A 23293-nucleotide genomic window follows, 5' to 3' on the forward strand; every position below is an offset into this window, starting at 1 on the left:
TCAGAAGGGTCAAACCGGCCCCCTGACCTGGGTAGGTGGGTGGCTCCGGCCGCTGGATTTCCTCGACTCTCGTCGTGGCTGGTCGCGCAGTTCCCCGCGCCCCTGGAGGGGCGCGGGGAACTGCGCGGCCGGCCCGCCACCCGGCGAAAGGTGAACGACGACCCCAGGGGGCAGCCCGCAGACCGGTCCGCCCCGGCCGTCAGGGCGCCGGCTCACCGTCCGGCGGGAGCGTCTTGACGCCCTTGCACAGGTTGGTGTTGTCGTTGACCCCCGGGTACGCGACGCCCCACACCTGGTCGAAGTGCGCCCGATAGGTGTCGTGCACGGAGTCGTCGTCGATCTTGACGTACGCCTCGTCGTTCTCCCGCAGCGCCGGGCCCGAGGCGTTGTGCGAGCCGGTGAAGGTGATCTTGTTGCGGGCGCCGTCGTACATGCCGTCGATCGCCACGTACTTCGTGTGGATGATGTAGGGCGTCGCCAGCTTGGAGCCCGGCCGCAGCGGGTCGCGGTCGTCGTTGAGGCAGCGCACCGGCGGGGCGCCCGTGGCGTGCAGCGACTTCCATGTGCCGGCGTCCCCGGACGCGTACTCGACCTGGACCGTGCAGCCCGCCTTCTTCAGCGAGACGAGCTTGTCGGCGATGGCCTGCCGGGTGATCTGGAAGATCGCGGCGCGCACGATGGTCCTTTTCGTGGTGCCGGTCGCCGGGTCCTTGTAGGTGCACGCCACGTTGTTCAGGACGGAGTGGAGCGTGTCCGTGGAGTTGGTCGTGCCGGCGCGCGGGAAGAAGTACGCCTTGTAGCGGCCGTTGCTGACGGTGCGGTAGTCCCAGTTCGCCCAGTCGTGCTGGACGAGGTCGTCGAAGTAGTCCGCGTACGCGCCGTACAGGACGCGGTTGTTGGGCAGTTGGAGCGCGTCGTTGTAGAACTTCGTGCTCGCGGACGGCGTCGAGTTCGACGTGGTCTGCACGACGATGTTCGTGGCGCCCTCGACGGCGGAGAACAGCCAGAACTTGTTGTGCATGATCGACTTGCCGAACTTCGGGTCGCCCAGGCACGACTTGTCCGTCGGGCACATCGTCACGAACGACGAGGCCGCGCGGTTGGTGCCGAGCGCCGCCTTCAACTGGCCGTAGACCGGATTGGTCGGCCGGTCCTTGAGGCTGGACGAGTCGAGGACCACCTGCACGTGGACCCCGCGGTTCTTCGCGGCGACGAGCGCGTCGGAGACGGAGGTCTCCCACACGTGGTAGACGGCGACCTTGATGTACGAGCCGGGCAGGGCCGCGTTGGTCAGGTCGAGCAGGCGCGTGCGTATCGCGTACTGCTGGTCGACCGTGCCCTTCGGGTTGTTGAAGATCGGGCCCTCGGTCCACGCCTGCGGCGCTTCGGCCGACGCGGTGCTCGCGGACACCCCCGCCTGCACACCGGCGGCCGACAGGACGGTGGCGAGCGCGACGGCCTGCTTGCCGCCCTTGGCCGGTTTCACGGCGCGGTGACGCCCGGTCGCTCTGAGACGCACGTGCGCCATGTGGTTCCTCCCCCGGTGCGGCCCCGAATCTCCCCAGCGCGGACCGCACCTTTTACTTGTACGACTACATGAGTTTTACAGGTAGTTGACCTGGACCCAAGGGGCGGGGGCGGTTTTCAGCCGTACGAGGGAGCCGCACGGGCCCGGCCTTGACGCGCGACGCCCCGCACAGCGGGTGCTGTGCGGGGCGTCGCGGTGCCCGGTGACCGGGCCGGTGGCTCAGGACTCGTCGCTGCTGGAAGCCGCCGCGGTCTTCTTCGCGGTCGTCTTCTTGGCGGGAGCCTTCTTCGCCGTGGCGGCCTTCTTGGCCGTCGTCTTCTTCGCCGCCGTCTTCTTGGCGGCGGTCTTCTTGGTGGCCGCCTTCTTCGCCGTCGCCTTCTTGGCCGTCTTACGGGCCGTCTTCTTGGCGGCGGGCGCCTCCTCGGTCTCCGGGGCCTCGGCGCCCTCGGGAGCCTCCGTGGCGGCCTCGGGGGCCGTCTCCGCGGGCGCGGCGACGACCACGACGGCCGCCTCCTCGGACGCGGTGGGCGCGGTGGCCTTGCGGACCGCACGGCGGCGCGGGCGCGCCGGGGCGGCCGCCTCCGTCACGGCCTCGGCCTGCGGCGCGGGCTCCGCCTCGGCGGCGGGCGCCGCGACGGGCTCGGCCACGGGCTCCACGACGGTCACCACGGCGTCCTCGGAGGACGCCTTGGGCGAACCGGCGGGCGCCGTCGCCTTCCGCGTGGCCCGGCGGCGCTGACGCGGCGCGGGCGCCGCCTCAGGCTCGGCCTGCGCGGCGGCGGGCTCGGCCTGCTCCGGCGCCTCGGCGGCCGGCTCGGGCGCGGGCGTTTCGACGGCCTGCGGCTCCTCGGCCTCCTCCGCACGGGCGGCGGCCTCGGCGCGGGCGGTCTCGGCACGAGCGGCACGGCCGCCCCTGCCGCCCTTGCGGGACTTCTCGCCGCGCTCGGACCGGCCGCCCTTGTCGGCCGCTTCCACCTCGTCGGACCGGTCGGCCTGCTCAGCCTGCTCGAACCGCTCAGCGCGCTCGGCCTTGTCGGCCTTCGGCGACCCGGCGGGCGCCGTGGCCTTGCGGGTGGCGCGGCGGCGCGAACGCCCCCGGCCCGCGGCGGCCTCGGCCTCTGCGGCGCTGGAGTACAGCTCCTCGTCGGGCGTGAAGTCGGGCTCGGGCAGCGCCACCGGGGCGGCGGCCTCCGCGGCGACCTCGGCCTCGGTCTCCGGCTCGGTGTCGCTCTCCGCGCCGGTGTGCGCCGACTCGTGCTCGTGGTGGTCGTGGTCGTGCTCGTGCCCGTTGCCGCCGCGGCCGCGCTTCTTGCGCTTGCCGCCGCCGCCCGCGGACGACGCCTGCTCCATGTGCACGATGACCCCGCGGCCGTTGCAGTGCACGCAGGTCTCGGAGAACGACTCCAGCAGGCCCTGGCCGACGCGCTTACGGGTCATCTGGACGAGCCCGAGCGAGGTGACCTCGGCGACCTGGTGCTTCGTACGGTCGCGGCCCAGGCACTCCAGCAGGCGCCGCAGCACGAGGTCGCGGTTGGACTCCAGGACCATGTCGATGAAGTCGATGACGACGATGCCACCGAGGTCGCGCAGCCGGAGCTGGCGCACGATCTCCTCGGCCGCCTCCAGGTTGTTCCTGGTGACGGTCTCCTCGAGGTTGCCGCCCTGACCGGTGAACTTGCCGGTGTTGACGTCGATGACGATCATCGCCTCGGTCTTGTCGATCACGAGGGAGCCGCCCGAGGGCAGCCACACCTTGCGGTCGAGCGCCTTGGCGAGCTGCTCGTCGATCCGGTACGTGGCGAAGACGTCGACCTCGCTGGTCCACCGCTGGAGGCGGTCGGCCAGGTCGGGCGCGACGTGGTTGACGTAGCCGTGGATGGTCTCCCACGCCTCGTCACCGCTGACGATGACCTTGGAGAAGTCCTCGTTGAAGATGTCGCGTACGACACGGACGGTCATGTCCGGCTCGCCGTACAGCAGGCTCGGCGAGGACGTCGAGATCTGCTTGGACTTCTTCTGGATGTCCTCCCACTGGCCCTGCAGACGCTCGACGTCGCGGCGCAGCTCGTCCTCGCTCGCGCCCTCGGCGGCGGTGCGCACGATGACGCCCGCGTCCTCGGGGACGATCTTCTTGAGGATGGTCTTCAGGCGCGCGCGCTCGGTGTCGGGCAGCTTGCGGCTGATGCCGGTCATCGAGCCCTCGGGCACGTAGACCAGGTAGCGGCCGGGCAGCGAGACCTGGCTGGTCAGGCGGGCGCCCTTGTGGCCGATGGGGTCCTTGGTGACCTGGACGAGGACGGACTGGCCGGACTTCAGGGCGTGCTCGATGCGGCGCGGCCCGTTGGCCATGCCGAGCGCCTCGAAGTTGACCTCACCGGCGTAGAGCACGGCGTTGCGGCCCTTGCCGATGTCGATGAAGGCGGCCTCCATCGACGGGAGCACGTTCTGGACCTTGCCCAGGTAGACGTTGCCGACGTACGAGGTCGACTGCTCCTTGTTGACGTAGTGCTCGACGAGGATGTTGTCCTCAAGGACGCCGATCTGGGTGCGCTCGCCGCTCTGGCGGACGACCATCACGCGCTCGACGGCCTCGCGACGGGCGAGGAACTCGGCCTCGGTGATGATCGGCACGCGGCGCCGGCCCTGCTCGCGGCCCTCGCGGCGGCGCTGCTTCTTCGCTTCGAGGCGCGTGGAGCCCTTGATGGACTGCACCTCGTCGGCGGACGTCGACTTCTCGACGTCCTTCTTGCGCGGCTCGCGGACCTTGACGACGGTGCGCTCCGGGTCATCCCCGGCGACCGGCTCGGCCTCGCCGGAGGCGTCCCCGGCGCGCCGGCGGCGGCGACGGCGACGGCGGCTGCTGCTCGAACCCGAGCCGTTGCCCTCCTCGCGCTCGTCGGCGTGCGCCTCCTGCTCGTCGTCCGTGTCGGAGTCGGCGTCGGCGTGCGCGTCCTCGTCGGAGTCGGCGTCGGACTCGGCGTCGTGGTCCGTGTCGTTCTCGGCGTCGGGCGCGTCCCCGCGCCGGCGGCGACGGCCGCCCCGGCGACGGCGGCGGGACGGGCGGTCGCCCTGCTCGTCGTGGTCGTCGTGCTCGTCGTGCTGCTCGTCCAGGTCCTCGGCGTCCTCGGCCTCGGGCTCGGCGGCGCTCTCGGCGGGCTTGCGCGACTCGGCGGCCTGCCGCTGCGCGGGCGCCTGACGCTGCTCGGCCTGCTCGTCACCGGCGCGGCGACGACGGCGGCGGCGCGGCGACTGGTCCTCGGCGGCCGGCTCCTCGTCGGCGGGCGCGGAGGCCGCCGACGCGGAAGCGGGCCCGGAGGCGGCCTCGGCGGCGGCGATGGCGGCAGCGCGCTCGGGCGTCTGGAACATCGGCTCGCTGAACACGGGCGCCTGGAACACGGCGACGGACGGCCGCTTCGGGCGGTTGCCGTCCGCGTCGTCGCCGGACGCCGAGCGGGCGGAGCCGCGCCCGGAGGTCTTCGGCTCGGTGAAGCCGCCGGCGGCCTTACGGGTGGCGCGGCGGCGCGAGCGGCGCGGGCCCTCCTCGGCGGCGGCGTCCTGCTCCTCGGCGGCCTGCGGCGCGGGGGTCTCCCGCGCGGGCTGCTCGGCGGCGAGGGCGTCGGCGACCTCCGGCGGGGCCGGGGTGGACGTGCCACGGGTGGCGCGGCGGCGCGAACGGCGCGGGGCCTCGTCGGCGGGAGCGGGGTCCTGCTGCTCGACGGCGTCCTGGGCGGCGGTCTCGGGCGCTTCGGCGACGGCGGGCTCGGCGCCGGCCTCGGCGGAGGGCGCGGTGGTGGCGCGGGTCGCGCGGCGACGACGGCGCGGGGCCTCCGGCTCGGCGGCCTGGGTCTCGGCGACGGGGGCCTCGGCGGCCGGGGCGTCGGCGCTGTCGGCCACGGGCGTCTCGGCTGCGGCCTCGGCCTGCTCGGCGGCCGGCGCGGTCACGGACCGCGTGGCGCGGCGGCGCCGGCGCGGGGCCTCGGGCTCGGCGGCGGCCTGCGCGTCGGCGTCCTGGGGCTTTTCGGCGCGGGCGGGAGCCGTCTCGGCGGTCTCGCTCACGGCGGTCTCGGCGCTCGGCGCGTCGGCGGCCGGCGCGGTCACGGAGCGGGTCGCGCGGCGGCGACGGCGCGGCGCGGCGGCCTCGGCGGCCGGCTCGGCGCTCTCGGCGGCCGGGGCCGCGGGCTCGGCGGCGGCGGGCGCGGGCTCGCTGACGACGGTCCCGGCCTGCGCGGGCGCGCCGGAGGGCGTCCCGGCGGGCGCGGAGACGCGGCGCGTGGCGCGACGGCGCGGGCGGGCCGGGGCGGCGTTCTGCGCCTCGGCGGGCGCGGTCTCCTCGGCGGAGTCGACGGCGTCGGCGGTCTCGACGGCGTCGAGGTCGGTCTCGTCGGACTCGGTGTCCGTGGCGGCGTCGGCGCTGGCCGGTATGGCCGGCGCGGCCTGCTCCGCGGCGGTGGCCTGGGGCGGGCCCGCGGGGCGGGACGCGGCGCGGCGCCTGCGGCGCGGCGGCAGCGTGTCGCTGGGGCTGTCCAGCTCAGGCGTGTTCTGTTCGGTCGGCTCGGGCATGCGGGTGGATCTCCCGTCGGGCCCCCGGGCGCCGCGCCTGTTCCACGACCGGTGACGTCCGCGGCTCGCCGCGCCGGCCTGAAGGGCCGTGCGCGGTGCCGCCGGTCCGGGGCGCGGGCGCCGCACGGGGGCTTCTCTGTCTGTTCTCGCCGGTTCCGGTACGCGATGTACGTACGGCCTGGCGAAAGTCCTTGGGTGGGTGCGCTGCCCGACCCAGGTGGCTCCCGAGTACGAGGGCGGCGCTACGGCGACCGTCCTTACGCGGAACCTTCCACGGCAAGCGGCGTCGCGGCGGCGGTACCGGGGGCCTCCGTTTGTGGGGCGGCCTCGGCTGCCTCGCGGTCGGGCGCGAGCGGGTCGGTCACCGTGCCGGTCTCTTCATCGAAAGGCCCCTGCGCCAGCCTGGTCACCGCAGCGGGGACCGGCGGCGCCAGGTCGGCCACGGCGCGGAGACCGGACAGGACGTCGTCGGGTCGAACGGCGGGCGTCACGTGCCGAACAACCAGCCGCAGTATCGCACAAGCCCTGTCGCCGGGCCTATCAGCCGGGGCATCCGTGGCTTCGAGGCTGACGACGGCCTCGCGGGCGTCGAACGTGCGGATGCCGTTCTTCGTCCGGCGCTGGACCTCCACGCTCCCGGCCGCGCGGAACGCCTCGGCGGCGCGCGCGGCCTCCTCGACGCTCACTCCGTCGAGCCGCAGCTCCCACACGGAGGCGGTGAGCCGGTCGGCGAGGCCGGAGGTACGGGCCTCGACGGCGTCGACGATGTCGAGGCCGAGGGGCATCGACTCGTCGAGCAGGGCGCGCAGGGTCTCGGGGTCGCGCTGTGCGGTCAGCGCGATCTCCAGGTACTCGGCCTCGCTGCCCGTGCCGGTGGGTGCGGCATTGGCGTAGGAGACCTTGGGGTGCGGCGTGAACCCCGCCGAGTACGCCATCGGCACCTCGGCGCGGCGCAGGGCCCGCTCGAAGGCGCGCTGGAAGTCTCGGTGGCTGGTGAACCGGAGGCGGCCGCGCTTGGTGTAGCGCAGGCGGATGCGCTGCACCGCGGGTGCGGGCGGCGGGCCTACGGGCTGTCGCTTGCCCAGGGGAACTTCTCCTCGTGTACACGTCCCCGGTACCGGGTCCGCGCGGGCGGGAGCATGCTCCGGACCCACGTCCGACCGGTGCCTTGGGGAACCATCCCCGTGTCGGCGGCGATCATCGCGCCTGACTCTTCTCCTCCAGGGTACGCGCTCCGCGTGTCGCGCCCGCCCGCCGGTCCCGCTCCCCCGGCGCGTACGCGGCCCGCAGCACCCCGCGTACGGCCGTGAGGGCGCGGCGTGTCTCGTCGCGCAGGGCACGGGCGGCGCGGGCGGCGGGCCGCCACAGCAGGTCCCGTACGAGGTGCCCGAGCGGGCGCAGCAGGGTGCGGTACGCCCAGCGGGCGGGCTCCACGAGCAGCAGGACCAGCGCCCGTACGAGGAAGCGCCCCACGGCCCTGGACACGTACCCGGCGATCCGCCAGGCGTGCCCGAGCGCGGCGCCGGCCTCCCGACCGACCGGCACGAGCACGCGCCTCCAGAGCCACAGCACCGGCACCCCGACCAGATTCCGCCCCACCCACACCACCGGCAGGACGACGAGCACGCCCACGACCCACAGAAGCCCCCGCCCGACGGGCACCAGCACATAGCGCCCCACCCACACCACCGGCACGACGACCAGATTCCGCCCCGCCCAGACGAGCCCCCGCCCCACCCACACCACCGGCACCACCACAAACACCCGCCCCAGCCACACCAGCCCCCGCCCGGCCGGAACGAGCACGTACGTCCCGAACCACACCACCGGCACCACGACCAACGTCCGCCCCAGCCACCCCAAGCCCCGCCCCACCGGCACCAGCACGTACGCGCACACCCACACCACCGGCACCACGACCAGCACCCGCCCGAGCCACCCCAGCCCCCGGCCGAGGGGGACGAGGGCGGTGCGCCACAGGAGGCGGGTGCCCGCGGTGAGGGCGTCCCAGGCGAGGCGGACGGGGAGCACGAGGACGAGGGCGATGATCCGCAGCGGCAGCCGTACGGCCGTCACGAGGCAGCCTTCGGCGCGTGCGGGCGGCTGTGCGTCGAGGTCCATATACCGCAGGACGCGGGAGAGCGCCGCGCGGATGCGGGTGCCGGTGCCTCATTTCCGGCCGCTGAACGCCCTGTTCCGACCCCGCGTGGACGAAAACCCTCGCGTATAGGCACACTTTGCGCAGCACACGCCAGCCACCAGGAGGGGGAGCCAGTCATGATCACGCTCACGAAGGAAGACGGCCCGGCGGACCTGGACGGGGTGACGCACCTGTCCATCGGGGTCTCGTGGGACCCGACCTCCGGCGCGAGCGGCGGCGTTCTCGGCGCGCTGCGCCGCAAGCAGGGCACCGACCTCGACCTGATCGCCATCGCGATGCAGGGCGGGGACCCGGTCCGGCTCGCCGGTCTGGACTCCCTGGACCCGATGGGCAACGGTTCGCTGATCCACAGCGGTGACAACCAGACCGGCAAGGGCGCGGGCGACGACGAGACGGTCACCGTCGAGTTCGCGCGCGTCCCGCAGAACATCACGTCGATCGTGTTCGTCGCCGCCGCCTACAAGAAGGGCAGTTCCTTCCAGAAGGCCCGCAACATCAGCTTCAAGGTGTACGACGCGACGGGCGGCAGCAGCCAGCAGGTCGCCGACATCTGGCCGAGCCTGCTGACCGCCGACAACGGCTGCGCGGTCGCCAAGGCCCTGCGCGTGGGCGGCGCGTGGAAGCTGGAGGTCATCAACCAGACCGGCAAGATCAAGCAGGGCGACGAGCACGCCCTGATGCGCTTCGCCGCGAGCAAGTAGCGGCCGCCGACAGGCGCGGGGTACGGCGAAGGCGCCCGGAGCGGGGATGCTCCGGGCGCCTTCGGCTGGTCGGGCGCGGTCAGGAAGGCTGCTTGACCGTCAGCGGGAGCAGCTTCTTGCCGGTGGGGCCGATCTGGATGGTCGTGTCCATCGCCGGGCAGACACCGCAGTCGAAGCACGGCGTCCAGCGGCAGTCCTCGACCTCCGTCTCGTCGAGCGCGTCCTGCCAGTCCTCCCAGAGCCAGTCCTTGTCGAGACCCGAGTCCAGGTGGTCCCAGGGCAGGACCTCCTCGTAGGTGCGCTCACGCGTCGTGTACCAGTCGACGTCCACGCCGTGCGGCGCGAGCGCCTTGGCGGCGCAGCTCATCCACCGGTCGTACGAGAAGTGCTCGCGCCAGCCGTCGAACCGGCCGCCGTCCTCGTACACGGCGAGGATCACGTCACCGATGCGGCGGTCGCCGCGCGAGAGCAGGCCCTCGACGATGCCGGGCTTGCCGTCGTGGTAGCGGAAGCCGATCGAGCGGCCGTACTTCTTGTCGCCGCGGATCTTGTCGCGCAGCTTCTCCAGGCGCGCGTCGGTCTCCTCGGAGGAGAGCTGCGGCGCCCACTGGAACGGGGTGTGCGGCTTGGGCACGAACCCGCCGATGGAGACCGTGCAGCGGATGTCGTTGGAGCCGGAGACCTCGCGGCCCTTCTGGATCACGTTCATCGCCATGTCGGCGATCTGCAGGACGTCCTCGTCGGTCTCGGTGGGCAGGCCGCACATGAAGTACAGCTTCACCTGCCGCCAGCCGTTGCCGTAGGCGGTGGCGACCGTACGGATGAGGTCTTCCTCGCTGACCATCTTGTTGATGACCTTGCGCATGCGCTCACTGCCGCCCTCGGGGGCGAAGGTGAGGCCGGAGCGGCGGCCGTTGCGGGTCAGCTCGTTGGCCAGGTCCACGTTGAACGCGTCGACGCGGGTCGAGGGGAGGGACAGGCCGATCTTGTCCTCCTCGTAGCGGTCCGCGAGACCCTTGGCGATGTCGCCGATCTCGGAGTGGTCCGCCGAGGAGAGCGAGAGCAGGCCGACCTCTTCGAAGCCGGTCGCCTTGAGGCCCTTCTCCACCATGTCGCCGATGCCGGTGATGCTTCGCTCCCGCACGGGGCGCGTGATCATGCCGGCCTGGCAGAAGCGGCAGCCCCGGGTGCAGCCGCGGAAGATCTCCACGGACATCCGCTCGTGGACGGTCTCCGCGAGCGGCACGAGCGGCTGCTTGGGGTAGGGCCACTCGTCGAGGTCCATGACGGTGTGCTTCGACACCCGCCACGGCACGCCCGACTTGTTCGGTACGACACGGCCGATGCGCCCGTCGGGCAGGTACTCCACGTCGTAGAACGCGGGAATGTACACATTGCCCGTCCTGGCGAGGCGGAACAGCACCTCCTCGCGCCCGCCCGGGCGGCCCTCGGCCTTCCACGCGCGGATGATCTCCGTCATGTCGAGCACGGCCTGCTCGCCGTCGCCGATGATCGCCGCGTCGATGAAGTCCGCGATCGGCTCCGGGTTGAAGGCCGCGTGGCCGCCCGCGAGGACGATCGGGTCCTCCAGGGTGCGGTCCGCCGACTTCAGCGGGATGCCCGCGAGGTCGAGCGCGGTCAGCATGTTCGTATAGCCAAGCTCGGTGGAGAAGCTGAGGCCGAACACGTCGAACGCCTTGACCGGGCGGTGGCTGTCCACGGTGAACTGCGGCACACCGTGCTCGCGCATCAGCGCTTCCAGGTCGGGCCAGACGCTGTAGGTGCGCTCGGCGAGCACACCCTCACGCTCGTTCAGGACCTCGTAGAGGATCATGACGCCCTGGTTGGGCAGCCCGACCTCGTACGCGTCCGGGTACATCAGCGCCCAGCGGACGTCGCAGGACTCCCACGGCTTGACCGTGGAGTTGAGCTCTCCGCCGACATACTGGATCGGCTTCTGCACATGCGGGAGCAGCGCTTCGAGCTGCGGAAACACAGACTCGACCGCTTGGGGCGCCGCGGCGACGGCATCGGCAGGCATAACCGTGGACCTTTGTGAGCTGACAGGGGTGACCCTCAAGCCTAACCCCCCGCGAGGCCCCTCTTCGCCGCCCGGTGCCACACCCCGGGCAGGGCCCGCTCCCCCGCCTCGGCGCGCGCCTGCTCCCTCCCGTACAGCAACCCCCAGGTGAAGGCGCTCTCCCCGGCCGCCTGCGCCTGTACGGCGATCTCGCGCAGCGCCTGCCGGGCGACCACGGAGTCCTGGTGGTCGCCGAGCAGCGACTGCACCTTCTTCACGCGCCGCGCGAACTTCTTCGCCGGTTTGCCGAGCGCGCCCTTGGCCGTCTCCCCCGCGTACCGGGCGCGCTTGGCGGCCTTGCGGGCCTCGTGCAGCGCCCGGTCCCGCTCCGGCCCGGGGTCGAGCGCGAGGGCGTGGTCGACGCGGGCGGCGAGGCGGGCCAGGTCCTTGCGGGCGGCGCGGGCCAGGACCCGGGGCGCGGGCTCGGCGGCCTTGTCGGTGAGCGGCGGGGCGGCGAGCAGCGCGTCGAGGGCGTCGAGCAGGTCCACGTAGCGGGCCGTGTCGAGCGCGGCGACCGTCACCCGGCGGGCGCCCACGCGCCGGGCCACGCTCCAGGCGTCGAGGCGGGCCCGCACCGGCCCGAGCAGCAGGGTGTCGGGCAGGTCGTCGAGGTGGGCGGTGAGCCGCGCGGTCAGCACCTCGCGGTCGCGCTCCACGCCCAGCTCCCCGCCGAGCCACTTCAGCTCCCGCCCGAGCGGCCCGGTGACGTCCGGGTCGAGGAGCTTCTTGTACGTCTTGAACGCGCAGCGCAGGCGGCGGGTGGCGACCCGCATCCGGTGCACGGAGTCGGGCAGGTCGCGGCGGACGGCGGGGTCGAGGGCGACGAGGACGTCCCGCTGGGCGCGCACCCGGGCCAGCACGTGCGCCCCGGCGCTGTCCTTCGGCTGCGGCTCCGGTCCGCCCCCGACCGCGCCGGGCCCCGGCCTGTCCTCCCCGGCGACCGCGCCCCCGGGCTCGGCGGGAGCGGCCCCCGCCCCGGCGACCGCGGCCCCCGTCTCCGCGAGGGCGCGGGCCAGCTTGGAGGGGGACGCGGCACGCTCGACGCCCGCTTCCCGCAGCCGCTCCTCGACCGCGTCCAGCAGGGCCCGCTCGCCGCCCCGGGCCAGTTCGACCTCGATCTCCGTCCAGTGCGCGCGGCGGCCCCCGTCGGCGGACTCGGCGCGCACCTCGTCGGCGCTGACCTCGGCGAGGGGTGTGCCGTCGGCGCAGGTCAGCCGGTGGACGCGGCGGCGGGAGAGGATTCGTACGACGGGCACGAGGGCGGCGCCGCGCACCCGGGAGCGGACGAGCGCGGCCAGTTCACCGGGAACGCCCGGCGCGCTCAGCGGGGCGCGGATCTCGTCGCGGGCGTCGGCGTCCGCGTCGACCGGCAGCTTCAGGTGCCAGCCCTCGTCGGGGCCGCCGGTGCGGCGGCGCAGGGTGATCCGGTCGGCGGCGAGGCGCTGGTCGGCGGTGTCGAAGTAGACGGCGTCGAGGTCGCTGACGCCCTCGTCGGTGACGTCCGCGACCCCGGGCACGCCCCGCAGCAGGTCCGGCAGGTCGAAGGGGCCCGCCGGGGCGTCGTACTTCCGCTCGATCTCGCGCTCGGTGTCCGCCATGACCCGAATCTAGGGCCTCGGACGGCACCCCGGAAGGACGCGCGGCGCGCCCCTCACGCCGACATCGGCCGCTGCACTCTGATCGACTGCAACAGGCCCACCGCGACCCACACGGCGAACATCGACGATCCTCCGTAGGAGACGAACGGCAGCGGCAGACCGGCGACGGGCATGATGCCGAGGGTCATGCCGATGTTCTCGAACGCCTGGAAGGAGAACCAGGCGATGATGCCGGCGGCGACGATCGTGCCGTACAGCTCGCTGGTCTCGCGGGCGATGCGGCACGCCCGCCACAGCAGCACGCCGAGCAGCAGCACGATCGCGCCGGCGCCGACGAAGCCCAGCTCCTCGCCCGCCACCGTGAACACGAAGTCCGTCTGCTGCTCGGGCACGAACTGGCCGGTGGTCTGCGAGCCGTGGAAGAGGCCCGCGCCGGTCAGTCCGCCGGAGCCGATGGCGATGCGGGCCTGGTTGGTGTTGTAGCCGACGCCGGCCGGGTCGAGCGCCGGGTTGGCGAAGGCCGCGAACCGGGCGATCTGGTAGTCGTCGAGCACCCCGAGCTTCCACACCGCGACCGCGCCCGCCGCGCCCACGCCGATCAGTCCGAGTACCCAGCGGTTGGAGGCGCCCGAGGAGAGCAGCACCCCGAGCACGATCATCACCATGACCATGACGGACCCGAGGTCCGGCATCAGCATGACGACCATCATCGGGACGGCGGCGAGACCGAGGGCCTGCATGACCGTGCGGTGGTCGGGGTGTTCACGGTCGCCCGCGTCGACGCGCGCCGCGAGCAGCATCGCCATGCCGATGATGATCGTGATCTTGACGAACTCGGAGGGCTGGAGCGAGAAGCCGCCGCCGATGATGATCCAGGCGTGCGCGCCGTTGACCGTGGCGCCGAGCGGGGTGAGCACCAGCAGCACCAGGAAGACGGAGATGCCGTACAGGATCGGCACGGCCGTGCGCAGGGTGCGGTGCCCGAGCCAGATCGTGCCGACCATCAGGCCGATGCCGATGCCGGTGTTGAGCAGGTGCCGGAAGAGGAAGTAGTACGGGTCGCCCTGGTTCAGCTCGGTGCGGTTGCGGGTCGCGGAGTACACGAGCGCGGCGCCGATCAGGGAGAGCGCGATGGCGGACAGGAGTATCGGCCAGTCGAGCCGGCGCAGCATCGAGTCGCGGGCCATGAGCCGCGACATCGTGGACCGCTGTTGGGGCCCGTATCCGGAGACGGAGAAGCCGTTGTTGCCGGCGACCACGGGTCAGTCCCTCCTCGAACCGAACGCGGAGGCGGGCAGCGCCGCCGCCAGCTCCTGCTGCGCGGGCGGTTCCTGCTTGTTCGGCTCGTACGGCTTGATCTGCGGCGACTCGATGGAGCCGTCCTTCTCGATCTTCGGCAGGGCCTGCTGGGGCGTGGGCAGGAGGGCCTTCTTGCGGTCCTGCTTGCCGGAGCTGTCGAGGCCGTAGATCGCGTCGTAGATCTTGCGGACGGCGGGGCCCGACGCGCCGGAGCCCGTACCGCCCTGGGAGATCGTCATGACGACCGAGTAGTCCTTGGTGTAGGTGGCGAACCACGAGGTGGTCTGCTTGCCGTAGACCTCGGCCGTACCGGTCTTCGCGTGCATCGGGATCTTGTCCTGGGGCCAGCCGCCGAAGCGCCAGGCCGCCGTGCCGCGGGTCGCCACTCCCGCCAGTGCCTGGTCTATCTGGTCGCGGGTCCTGGCGGACATGGGCAGCTTGCCGTTGACCTTGGGCTCGATCGCGGAGACCTGCTTGCCGTCGGGGCTGATGATGGCCTTGCCGACCTCGGGCCGGTGCAGGGTGCCGCCGTTGGAGATCGCCGCGTAGATGGACGCCATCTGGATCGGCGTGACGAGGGTGTCGCCCTGGCCGATGGAGTAGTTGACGGCGTCACCGGCGCGCATCAGGTTGCCTTCCAGGCAGTTCTCGTACGAGAGCCGCTGGACGTAGTCGCCGTTCTTCTTGCCGACCTTGCACCAGGCGTCCTTGTTCGCCTTCCAGAACCGCTGCTTCCACTGGCGGTCGGGGACGCGGCCGGAGACCTCGTTGGGCAGGTCGACGCCGGTCTCCTTGCCGAGGCCGAACTGGCGGGCGGTCTTGTAGAACCAGTCGTGCGGGCCCTTGCCGGGGTGCAGGCCGCCGTCCTTCTTCCACTCCTCGTGCGCGAGGCGGTAGAAGACGGTGTCGCAGGAGACCTCGAGGGCGCGGCCGAGGCTGATCGGGCCGTACCCCTTGGTCTCGAAGTTCTTGAAGACCTGGCTGCCGATGGAGTACGAGCTGGAGCAGTCGTAGTTCCCGTTGAACGGGTAGCCGGCGTTGACCGCGGCCGTCGTCGGGATGACCTTGAAGATGGAGCCGGGGGCCGCCTGGCCCTGGATCGCGCGGTTGAGCAGCGGGTAGTTGGAGTTCTTCCCGGTGAGCTTCGCGTAGTCCTTGCCGGAGATGCCGCCGACCCATGCGTTCGGGTCGTAGGTCGGGTTGGAGGCCATGGCCACGACACGGCCGGTCTTGGCCTCCATGACGACGACGGCCCCCGAGTCGGCCTTGTAGTTGCGGCCGGTGTTCTTGTCGAACTCGTGCCGGGCGGCCTTCATCGCCTGGTCGAGTTCGTGCTCGGCGACGGCCTGCACGCGCGCGTCGATCGAGGTGACGACGTTGGCGCCGGGCTCGGCCTTGTCGGCCTTGGCGCGGCCGATGACACGGCCGAGGTTGTCGACCTCGTAGCGGGTGACACCGGCCTTGCCGCGCAGCTCCTTGTCGTACGTGCGTTCAAGTCCGGAGCGGCCGACCTGGTCGGAGCGCAGGTACGGCGAGTCGGTGTCCTTCGCCTTCTCGATCTCCGCGTCGGTGACCGGCGAGAGGTAGCCGAGGACCTGCGCGGTGTTGGAGTTGCCGGGGCCCGCGTAGCGGCGGACGGCGGTGGGTTCGGCGGTGACGCCGGGGAAGTCCTCGCCGCGTTCGCGGATCTGGAGGGCCTGCTTGGGCGTGGCCTCGTCGGTGATCGGGATGGGCTGGTAGGGCGAGCCGTTCCAGCAGGGCTGCGGGGTCTTCGCGTCGCAGAGCCGGACCTTCTCCTCGACGTCCTTGGGCTTCATGTGCAGGACACCGGCGAGCTTGGTGAGGACGGCCTTGCCCTTGTCGGGCATCTTCATCAGGTCGGTGCGCGAGGCGGAGACGACGAGCCGGGTCTCGTTGTCGGCGAGGGGCACACCGCGCGCGTCGAGGATCGAGCCGCGTACGGCCGGGGTGACGACCTGCTGGACGTGGTTGCCCGACGCCTCCTTGGCGTACTCGTCGCCGTTGCGGATCTGGAGGTACCAGAGCCGGCCGCCGAGCGTGAGCAGCAGGGACAGGACGAGGATCTGCAGGACGACGAGCCGGATGCGGACGCGTGGGGTCCGGCCCGTCTCGGGGATGTTGGTCACGGTTCTCCCCCTGTCAGTGCGCGCGCCGGGACGCGCACGGGCGCCGGTGCGGGTACGCGTAGGTGTACACGCCGAAGCTGTGCGTCGACTGCCGTGGCGTCACAGGCGCTTGACCCCCTTGATGCGGCCGGCGCGGGCCGCGCGGGCCTTCGCCGTCTTCACGCGCAGGCCGCCGCGCTGGCCGCCGATGCGCAGGCCGGTGCCCGAGGAGAGCCAGCCGGCGGAGACGTCGGCGCCGCTCGGGCCGCCGCCGGAGCTCTCGGACAGCGGGTCGTTCTCCGCGCGTCTGGCGAGGGCCATGACGCCGGGCACGACGAACGGGGCGAGCAGCAGGTCGTAGAGCGCCGCCGTGAACAGCAGGCTGCCGAGGCCGACATGGCGGGCCGCGGTGTCGCCGACGAGCGCGCCGACGCCCGCGTACAGCAGGGTCGTGCCGATGGCCGCGCCGACGACGACGAGCATCGGGCCCGCGGCCGAGCGCAGCCGCCCGGTCTCCGGCTTGGCGAGGCCCGCGAGGTAGCCGATGAGGCAGAGCACCAGCGCGTAGCGGCCGGCGGCGTGGTCGGCGGGCGGGGCGAGGTCGGCGAGGAGGCCCGCGCCGAACCCGATGAGGGCGCCGCCGACGTGTCCGTACACGAGGGCGAGGCCCAGCACGGTCAGCAGCAGCAGGTCGGGGACCGCGCCGGGCAGTTGGAGCCGGGCGAGGACGCACACCTGGATCACCAGGGCGACGACGACGAGGACGGTGGACAGCAGCATCCGGTTGAAGCGCATGGTCGTTGCTCCTCCTGCTACTGCTGCGGGGTCGTGCCGGCGCCGGCCGACGGGGTGACGGTGACGGTCACCGTGGGCGCGGGCTTCGGCTTGGCGGGCTTGGCGGGCAGCACCTCGTCGCGCGGATCGGTGCGCGGGGCCTGCACGACGACACCGACGATGTCGAGCTTGGTGAACCCGACGTACGGCTCGACGTAGACCGTACGGGTCAGGTCGCCGCCGGACGGATCGACGCGGACGACGCGGCCCACGGGCACGCCGGGCACGAACGGCTTGTCGGACTGCGAGCCGAAGGTGACCAGCCGCTCGCCCTTGCGGACCTTGGCCTTGCCGTTGAGCAGTTGGACGCGCAGCGGCCGGTCGCCCTGGCCGGAGGCGAAGCCGAGTTCGTCGGTCTTCTCCATGCGGGTGCCGACGGTGAAGTCCGGGTCGTTGGCCAGCAGCACGGTCGCGGTGTCGGGCCCGACGGTGGTGACGCGGCCGACCAGCCCGTCCCCGTTGAGTACGGTCATGTCGCGCTGGATGCCGTCGTGGGCGCCGGCGTCGATGGTGACCGTCCAGGAGAAGCCCTGCGCGGACCCTATGGCGATGACCTGGGCGCCCTTGATGCCGTACTGACCGGCGCCCGCCGTCTTCAGCATGGAGTCGAGCTGGCGGACCTTGCTGCGGTTGCGGTCGTCGCTGCCGAGCTTCGCCTTCAGCGCGGCGTTCTCCCGCTCCAGGGTGCTGATCCGGTCGTGGCGGCGGCCCGAGTCGCGGACCGCGCTTATGGCGTTGCCGACGGGGTCGACCGCGCCCGAGACGCCGTTCTCCACCGGGCCGAAGACCTTGGCGGCGGCGACGCGGGCACCGTCGACCGGGGAGTCCTCTCCGCCGCGGATGTCCACCGTGATCAATGCGAACGCGATGGCGATCAGCAGCACCAGGAGCAGCCGGCTCTCTCGTGTGTCCCTCACGTGCGGCGGCCGTGCCTTCCTCAATCGTTACTGCGGAGGATTACTTGTGCCTTGCCTCTATATCAACGATCCGCCGTACGAAGTGGCAGGCACTCGTACGGCGGACCCACCTTTTCAGGTGTGAGCCTCGCTCATCTGCGCGGCTGGGAGTCCAGCACCTGCTGGAGCGCCTCGAACTCCTCGACGCACTTGCCGGAGCCCAGCGCCACGGAGTCCAGCGGGTCCTCCGCGATGTGGATCGGCATGCCGGTCTCCCGGCGCAGCCGCTCGTCGAGGCCGCGCAGCAGGGCGCCGCCACCCGTGAGAACGATGCCGCGGTCCATCACGTCACCGGACAGCTCCGGCGGGCACTTGTCGAGGGTGGTCTTGACCGCGTCCACGATCGCGTTGACCGGTTCCTCGATGGCCTTGCGGACCTCGGCGGCGGAGATGACGACGGTCTTGGGCAGGCCGGACACGAGGTCGCGGCCGCGGATCTCGGTGTGCTCGTCGGAGTCGAGGTCGTACGCGGAGCCAATGGTGATCTTGATCTGTTCGGCCGTCCGCTCACCGAGGAGGAGCGAGTACTCCTTCTTGATGTGCTGGATGATCGCGTTGTCCAGCTCGTCGCCGGCCACGCGGATGGACTGTGCCGTGACGATTCCGCCGAGCGAGATCACCGCGACCTCGGTCGTGCCGCCGCCGATGTCCACCACCATGTTGCCCGTGGCCTCGTGGACCGGGAGGCCGGAGCCGATGGCGGCCGCCATGGGCTCCTCGATGATGTGCACCTGGCGGGCACCGGCCTGCGAGGAGGCCTCGATGACCGCGCGGCGCTCGACGCCGGTGATGCCCGAGGGCACGCAGACGACGACGCGGGGGCGGGCGAGGTAGCGCCGCTTGTGGATCTTCAGGATGAAGTAGCGGAGCATGCGCTCGGTGATCTCGAAGTCGGCGATCACGCCGTCCTTCAGCGGGCGCACCGCGACGATGTTGCCGGGGGTGCGACCGATCATCTTCTTGGCTTCGGCGCCGACCGCGAGGATGCCACCGGTGTTGGTGTTGATAGCGACCACGGACGGCTCGTTGAGTACGATCCCGCGGCCCCTGACGTACACCAGCGTGTTGGCGGTCCCGAGGTCGACAGCCATGTCACGGCCGATGAACGACATTGAGTTCCCCATCAGGATTCGTCTGGCCTTCCCAAGTGGAGCGTTTGATTGCTTGTCAGGTAGGCGAGAGGTGGACGCGGTGCGCGTGGAGGCTTCCATCGTAGTCTCGCCTGCACGATCACGGCGCGAGGGTCTTCGCCATTGTCAGCAGATGATTCCCCGCCCCGCTAATGGGGACGGGCAGACGGAGGGTCGCGTTCCCCCGATCGGGGCGCATATGCCAAAGAGCGGCCCGTTTCATCGGGCCGCCCCTGGTCACTGACGCGGCGTGACTGACATGGCGTCAGAAAAAACCGCCGGTGTGTCTCACGCGCTGAGACGGACGGGTGAGGCTCAGGCGGCGTCCGGGAAGAACAGCTTCAGCTCGCGCTCGGCGGACTCCTCGGAGTCGGAGGCGTGGATCAGGTTCTCGCGGACGATGACGCCGAAGTCGCCGCGGATGGAGCCGGGGGCGGCGGCGATCGGGTCCGTGGGACCGGCCAGCTGACGTACGCCCTCGATCACGCGCTCGCCCTCGACGACCAGGGCGACGACCGGGCCGGACGACATGAACGCGACCAGCGGCTCGTAGAACGGCTTGCCCTTGTGCTCGCCGTAGTGCTGCTCCAGCGTGTCCTGGGTCAGCGTGCGCTGCTCCAGGGCGGTGATCGTCCAGCCGGCCTTGCGCTCGATACGGCCGATGATCTCGCCGATCAGGCCGCGGCGGACCGCGTCGGGCTTGAGCAGGACGAGCGTGCGCTGGGTCATGTTGGCGGAACTCCTTGTGCGGCCTGTTTGTGCGGTGGGCCCGAGATTACAGGGGCCCCGCCCCCTATGGACCCCGGGGCCCCGGGCGCGGGCGGGGTCCGGGTGAGCGGGCGGCTCCGGCCGGAGGTCTTCCCCGACTCGCGTCTGGCTCTGCCGGTGGGTCTCCTCGACTTTCGTCGTGGCTGGTCGCGCAGTTCCCCGCGCCCCTGGAGGGGCGACTGCGTCGCACCCTCCCCCTGGGGAGCTGGGGCGGAGCCCCGCTCCCTCAGGGGCGCGGGGAACTGCGCAGGCGCGGTCACTTCAAGGTGCCGGCACTGGAGAACCCGTTACGCCCAGCTCGCCTTCGCCACGTCGATCTTCCGCCCGAAATGCACGGACGCCCACCAAAGCCCCCCGAAACACACCCCGAGGAAAAACATCAACGGCACCCAGAACCCGCTCAAAATCAACGCGATCTGCAACGCCCACCCGAGCTGAACACCCCCGGGCCGCGTCACCATCCCGCACAACAAAACGCACAGCGCCATAGCGACCCCGCACACCGCCCACACCACACCCCCGGAAAGATCCGGGTCCTTCATGGCGACGAGCCCGGCGAACCCGATGATGAAGAACTCCCCGATCAGCGTCGAGGCACACAACGTCCGCACAGTCCTCAGCCCTTCCCCAGCAGCAGCCGGGCCTCGCCGACCGTGATCACCGACCCGGTCACCAGCACCCCGGCCCCGGCGTACTCCCCCTCTTCCTCCGCGAGGGTGATCGCCGCCTCCAGCGCGTCATCGAGCCGCGGCTCGACCTGCACCCGGTCCTCCCCGAACACCTCGACGGCCACAGCGGCCAGCGCGTCCGCGTCCATCGCCCGATGGCTGGAGTTCTGCGTGACGACGATCTCCGTGAAGATCGGCTCGAACGCTTCGAGGAGCCCCCGTACGTCCTTGTCGCCGCTCGCGCCGACGACCCCGACGAGCCGGCTGAAGTCGAAGACCTCGCTGATCGCCTCGGCGGTGACCCGCGCCCCCGCCGGGTTGTGCGCGGCGTCCAGGACGATCGTCGGCGAGCGCCGCACGACCTCCAGCCGCCCCGGCGAGGTGACGGAGGCGAACGCGGTGCGGATCGTGTCGATGTCGAGCAGGCGCGCGTGCTGCGAGCCGATGCCGAAGAACGCCTCGACCGCGGCCAGGGCCACCGCCGCGTTGTGCGCCTGGTGGGCGCCGTGCAGGGGCAGGAAGACCTCTTCGTACTCGCCGCCGAGCCCGCGCAGCGTGACGAGCTGCCCGCCGACCGCGACCTGGCGGGAGACCACGCCGAACTCCAGGCCCTCGCGGGCCACGGTCGCGTCCCGCTCGACGGCCGCCTTCAGGATGACCTGCGCCGCGTCCACCGGCTGCTGCGCCATGATCACGGTCGCGTCCTGCTTGATGATCCCGGACTTCTCGCCCGCGATCTCGCCGGGCGTCGAGCCGAGCCGGTCGGTGTGGTCGAGGTCGATGGGGGTGATGACGGCGACCGACGCGTCGATCACGTTCGTCGCGTCCCAGCTTCCGCCCATGCCGACCTCGACGACCGCGACATCGACCGGCGCGTCGGCGAACGCCGCGTACGCCATGCCGGTGAGCACCTCGAAGAAGGAGAGCCGGAACTCCTCGCGGGCGTCGACCATCTCCACGTACGGCTTGATGTCGTGGAACGTCTCGATGAAGCGCTCGTGGTCGATCGGGCGGCCGTCGAGGCTGATGCGCTCGGTGATCGACTGGACGTGCGGCGACGTGTACCGCCCGGTGCGCAGCTCGAACGCGCCGAGCAGCGCCTCGATCATGCGGGCCGTGGACGTCTTCCCGTTCGTCCCCGTGATGTGGATCGAGGGGTACGCCTTCTGCGGCTCGCCCAGCACGTCCATCAGCGAGGCGATGCGCGCGACGGACGGCTCCAGCTTCGTCTCGCCCCAGCGCGTGGCGAGGTCCGCCTCGACCTCGCGCAGCGCCTGCTCCACCCGCGGGTCCTCGGGGCGCGCGGGGATGCCGTCGCCCTGCGGCGGGCCGCCCTGGGTCCGCAGGGTGCGGCTGCCCGCCTCGATGACCGCGAGGTCGGGGTCGCGGTCGGTCGCGGCGCCGACGATGTCCTCGAAGGCGTCGGCGTCGTCGGCGGGCTCGTGGTCGCTGCTGTCGCGCGGAGGGAGGTCACTCACGTACGCCAGTCTACGGAGCCCCACCGACAGCGGCGCCGACGCCACCCACCCCTCGTGTTCGGGACTTTCGGCCTGTCCGTTTCGGGACCTTGGTCCTGCCGCACGGGCCTCCCGCCCCTGCAAACTTGGCGATCATGGACATAGGCATCGATCTCGGCACCGCCAACACTCTTCTGTACGTACGCGGTCAGGGCATCGTGCTGAACGAGCCGTCGGTCGTCGCCGTCAAGGACGGCGGACGCGGCTCGGTGCTCGCCGTCGGCACCGAGGCGAAGGAGACCATCGGCCGCACGCCCGGTTCGATCACCGCGATCCGTCCGCTGCGCGACGGTGTGATCAGCGACTACGAGGCGGCCGAGGAGATGATCCGGCACTTCGTGCGCAAGGCCGTCTCCGGCCGCCGGCCGCGGACGCGGATGGTGGTGTGCGTACCGAGCGGCGTGACGCCCGTCGAGCGGCGGGCCATCGTGCACGCGGCGCAGCGGGCGGGGGCGCGGGCCGTCCATCTCATCGAGGAGCCGATGGCGGCGGCGATCGGGGCGGGGCTGCCGGTCGCGGAGCCGCGCGGCTCCATGGTCGTCGACATCGGCGGCGGCACGACGGAGGTCGCGGTGATCTCGCTCGGCGGGGTCGTCACCGCGCAGTCCCTGCGGGTGGGCGGCGACCGGCTCGACGAGGCGATCACCGACTACGTACGCAAGGAGCACGGGCTGCTCATCGGGGAGCGCACCGCGGAGGACCTGAAGGTCGCCATCGGGTCGGCGTGGCCGGTGCCCGGGGAGGACGCGTTCGAGATGCGGGCGTTCACCGTGCGGGGGCGGGAGAAGGTCGCGGGCCTGCCGAAGACCGTCGAGCTGACCGTACGGGAGATCAGGGCGGCGCTCGATGAACCCGTCGAGGCGATCATCACTGCCGTGAAGGCGACGCTGGAGGAGTGTCCTCCGGAGCTGTCCGGGGACGTCATGGAGCACGGGATCGTGCTGACGGGCGGGGGTGCGCTGCTGCCCGGGCTGGATCTGCGGATCGCTTCCGCGACGGGGATTCCGGTGTTCGTGGCGGAGGAGCCGTTGGACAGCGTGGCGCTGGGGTGCGGGAAGTGTGTGGAGGACTTTGATTCGCTTCAGCGGGTGATGTCAGCGGCGTGACCCTGGCGGGCTGCCCCGGGTTCTCAGGGTGAGCGGGGCTGCCCATGGGTTTGTCGTCTGACGGTCCGTCGTGGCTGGTCGCGCAGTTCCCCGCGCCCCTGGGTGGGTGGGCCTGCCTGTGGTTGTTCGTCCTCGACTCGCGTCGTGGCTGAGCGCGCAGTTCCCCGCGCCCCTGGGTGGGTGGGCCTGCCCGTGGTTGTTCGTCCTCGACTCGCGTCGTGGCTGAGCGCGCAGTTCCCCGCGCCCCTGGAGGGGCGACTG

16 protein-coding genes are annotated in these 23293 nt (G+C 72.1%); 2 read left to right on the forward strand and 14 right to left on the reverse strand.

Going from position 1 to position 23293, the window contains the following annotated elements; genetic code table 11:
* Positions 1 to 199: 199 nt before the first annotated feature.
* From ACZ7LY_RS27125 to ACZ7LY_RS27140, 4 genes are all read right to left on the reverse strand, one after another.
* Positions 200 to 1528, reverse strand: a complete 1329-nt coding sequence (locus tag ACZ7LY_RS27125; RefSeq protein WP_471627339.1) for a phospholipase D-like domain-containing protein — start codon at positions 1526 to 1528, stop codon at positions 200 to 202.
* 219 nt (positions 1529 to 1747) lie between these two features.
* On the reverse strand, positions 1748 to 6088 hold the full coding sequence (locus ACZ7LY_RS27130) for an Rne/Rng family ribonuclease (protein WP_471627340.1): 4341 nt from the start codon (positions 6086 to 6088) through the stop codon (positions 1748 to 1750).
* A gap of 257 nt (positions 6089 to 6345) precedes the next feature.
* Positions 6346 to 7131: a TIGR03936 family radical SAM-associated protein gene (locus tag ACZ7LY_RS27135; RefSeq protein WP_471627341.1), complete on the reverse strand. Its 786-nt coding sequence runs from the start codon at positions 7129 to 7131 to the stop codon at positions 6346 to 6348.
* 154 nt (positions 7132 to 7285) lie between these two features.
* Positions 7286 to 8209, reverse strand: a complete 924-nt coding sequence (locus tag ACZ7LY_RS27140; protein ID WP_471627342.1) for a hypothetical protein — start codon at positions 8207 to 8209, stop codon at positions 7286 to 7288.
* A gap of 156 nt (positions 8210 to 8365) precedes the next feature.
* Between ACZ7LY_RS27140 and ACZ7LY_RS27145 the strand changes: the two genes are divergently transcribed.
* Entirely contained in the window at positions 8366 to 8950 is a 585-nt protein-coding gene (locus ACZ7LY_RS27145) for a TerD family protein (protein WP_471627343.1), read from the forward strand.
* Between the two features lie 79 nt (positions 8951 to 9029).
* Here the strand turns inward: ACZ7LY_RS27145 and ACZ7LY_RS27150 are convergent, their stop codons facing one another.
* The 10 genes from ACZ7LY_RS27150 to folC form a co-directional block, all read right to left on the reverse strand.
* Entirely contained in the window at positions 9030 to 10991 is a 1962-nt protein-coding gene (locus ACZ7LY_RS27150) for a TIGR03960 family B12-binding radical SAM protein (protein ID WP_471627344.1), read from the reverse strand.
* 41 nt (positions 10992 to 11032) lie between these two features.
* On the reverse strand, positions 11033 to 12628 hold the full coding sequence (locus tag ACZ7LY_RS27155) for a CYTH and CHAD domain-containing protein (protein ID WP_471627345.1): 1596 nt from the start codon (positions 12626 to 12628) through the stop codon (positions 11033 to 11035).
* 53 nt (positions 12629 to 12681) lie between these two features.
* Complete coding sequence (rodA, locus tag ACZ7LY_RS27160; RefSeq protein WP_471627408.1) at positions 12682 to 13827, reverse strand: rod shape-determining protein RodA; 1146 nt, start codon at positions 13825 to 13827, stop codon at positions 12682 to 12684.
* A gap of 63 nt (positions 13828 to 13890) precedes the next feature.
* Positions 13891 to 16074 carry a penicillin-binding protein 2 gene (gene mrdA, locus ACZ7LY_RS27165; RefSeq protein ID WP_471627346.1) on the reverse strand — a complete coding sequence of 728 codons (2184 nt, stop codon included), beginning with the start codon at positions 16072 to 16074 and terminating at the stop codon, positions 13891 to 13893.
* Positions 16075 to 16173: 99 nt separating this feature from the next.
* Positions 16174 to 16848 (reverse strand): rod shape-determining protein MreD, encoded by a 675-nt coding sequence (gene mreD, locus ACZ7LY_RS27170; protein WP_471627347.1) that lies wholly within the window; start codon positions 16846 to 16848, stop codon positions 16174 to 16176.
* 17 nt (positions 16849 to 16865) lie between these two features.
* Entirely contained in the window at positions 16866 to 17804 is a 939-nt protein-coding gene (gene mreC / locus ACZ7LY_RS27175; protein ID WP_471627348.1) for a rod shape-determining protein MreC, read from the reverse strand.
* Between the two features lie 131 nt (positions 17805 to 17935).
* Positions 17936 to 18955, reverse strand: a complete 1020-nt coding sequence (locus tag ACZ7LY_RS27180; RefSeq protein ID WP_471627349.1) for a rod shape-determining protein — start codon at positions 18953 to 18955, stop codon at positions 17936 to 17938.
* Positions 18956 to 19288: 333 nt separating this feature from the next.
* Positions 19289 to 19702, reverse strand: coding sequence for a nucleoside-diphosphate kinase (gene ndk, locus ACZ7LY_RS27185; protein ID WP_471627350.1), 414 nt, complete (start codon positions 19700 to 19702; stop codon positions 19289 to 19291).
* A 326-nt stretch (positions 19703 to 20028) separates the two neighbouring features.
* On the reverse strand, positions 20029 to 20352 hold the full coding sequence (locus ACZ7LY_RS27190; RefSeq protein WP_471627351.1) for a DUF4233 domain-containing protein: 324 nt from the start codon (positions 20350 to 20352) through the stop codon (positions 20029 to 20031).
* Positions 20353 to 20357: 5 nt separating this feature from the next.
* The gene (folC, locus tag ACZ7LY_RS27195; RefSeq protein ID WP_471627352.1) at positions 20358 to 21887 is read right to left on the reverse strand and encodes a bifunctional tetrahydrofolate synthase/dihydrofolate synthase; all 1530 of its coding nucleotides are present in this window, start codon (positions 21885 to 21887) and stop codon (positions 20358 to 20360) included.
* Between the two features lie 134 nt (positions 21888 to 22021).
* Here folC and ACZ7LY_RS27200 point away from each other — a divergent pair, with 134 nt between their 5' ends.
* A complete protein-coding gene (locus tag ACZ7LY_RS27200; RefSeq protein WP_471627353.1) occupies positions 22022 to 23032 on the forward strand; it encodes a rod shape-determining protein in 1011 nt (336 codons plus the stop codon).
* The last annotated feature ends 261 nt before the right edge of the window (positions 23033 to 23293 follow it).

Source organism: Streptomyces sp. NPDC107550 (genome assembly GCF_055639095.1).

What these genes read in the sequence shown, in the direction of transcription:
- ACZ7LY_RS27125 (WP_471627339.1), bottom strand. Translation starts at nt 1,528, where the DNA reads ATGGCGCACGTGCGTCTCAGAGCGACCGGGCGTCACCGCGCCGTGAAA.
- rodA (WP_471627408.1), bottom strand. Translation starts at nt 13,827, where the DNA reads ATGTCGCGGCTCATGGCCCGCGACTCGATGCTGCGCCGGCTCGACTGG.
- ACZ7LY_RS27180 (WP_471627349.1), bottom strand. Translation starts at nt 18,955, where the DNA reads ATGTCGTTCATCGGCCGTGACATGGCTGTCGACCTCGGGACCGCCAAC.
- ACZ7LY_RS27150 (WP_471627344.1), bottom strand. Translation starts at nt 10,991, where the DNA reads ATGCCTGCCGATGCCGTCGCCGCGGCGCCCCAAGCGGTCGAGTCTGTG.
- ACZ7LY_RS27200 (WP_471627353.1), top strand. Translation starts at nt 22,022, where the DNA reads ATGGACATAGGCATCGATCTCGGCACCGCCAACACTCTTCTGTACGTA.
- ACZ7LY_RS27145 (WP_471627343.1), top strand. Translation starts at nt 8,366, where the DNA reads ATGATCACGCTCACGAAGGAAGACGGCCCGGCGGACCTGGACGGGGTG.
- ACZ7LY_RS27140 (WP_471627342.1), bottom strand. Translation starts at nt 8,209, where the DNA reads ATGGACCTCGACGCACAGCCGCCCGCACGCGCCGAAGGCTGCCTCGTG.
- mreD (WP_471627347.1), bottom strand. Translation starts at nt 16,848, where the DNA reads ATGCGCTTCAACCGGATGCTGCTGTCCACCGTCCTCGTCGTCGTCGCC.
- ACZ7LY_RS27130 (WP_471627340.1), bottom strand. Translation starts at nt 6,088, where the DNA reads ATGCCCGAGCCGACCGAACAGAACACGCCTGAGCTGGACAGCCCCAGC.
- ndk (WP_471627350.1), bottom strand. Translation starts at nt 19,702, where the DNA reads ATGACCCAGCGCACGCTCGTCCTGCTCAAGCCCGACGCGGTCCGCCGC.
- ACZ7LY_RS27155 (WP_471627345.1), bottom strand. Translation starts at nt 12,628, where the DNA reads ATGGCGGACACCGAGCGCGAGATCGAGCGGAAGTACGACGCCCCGGCG.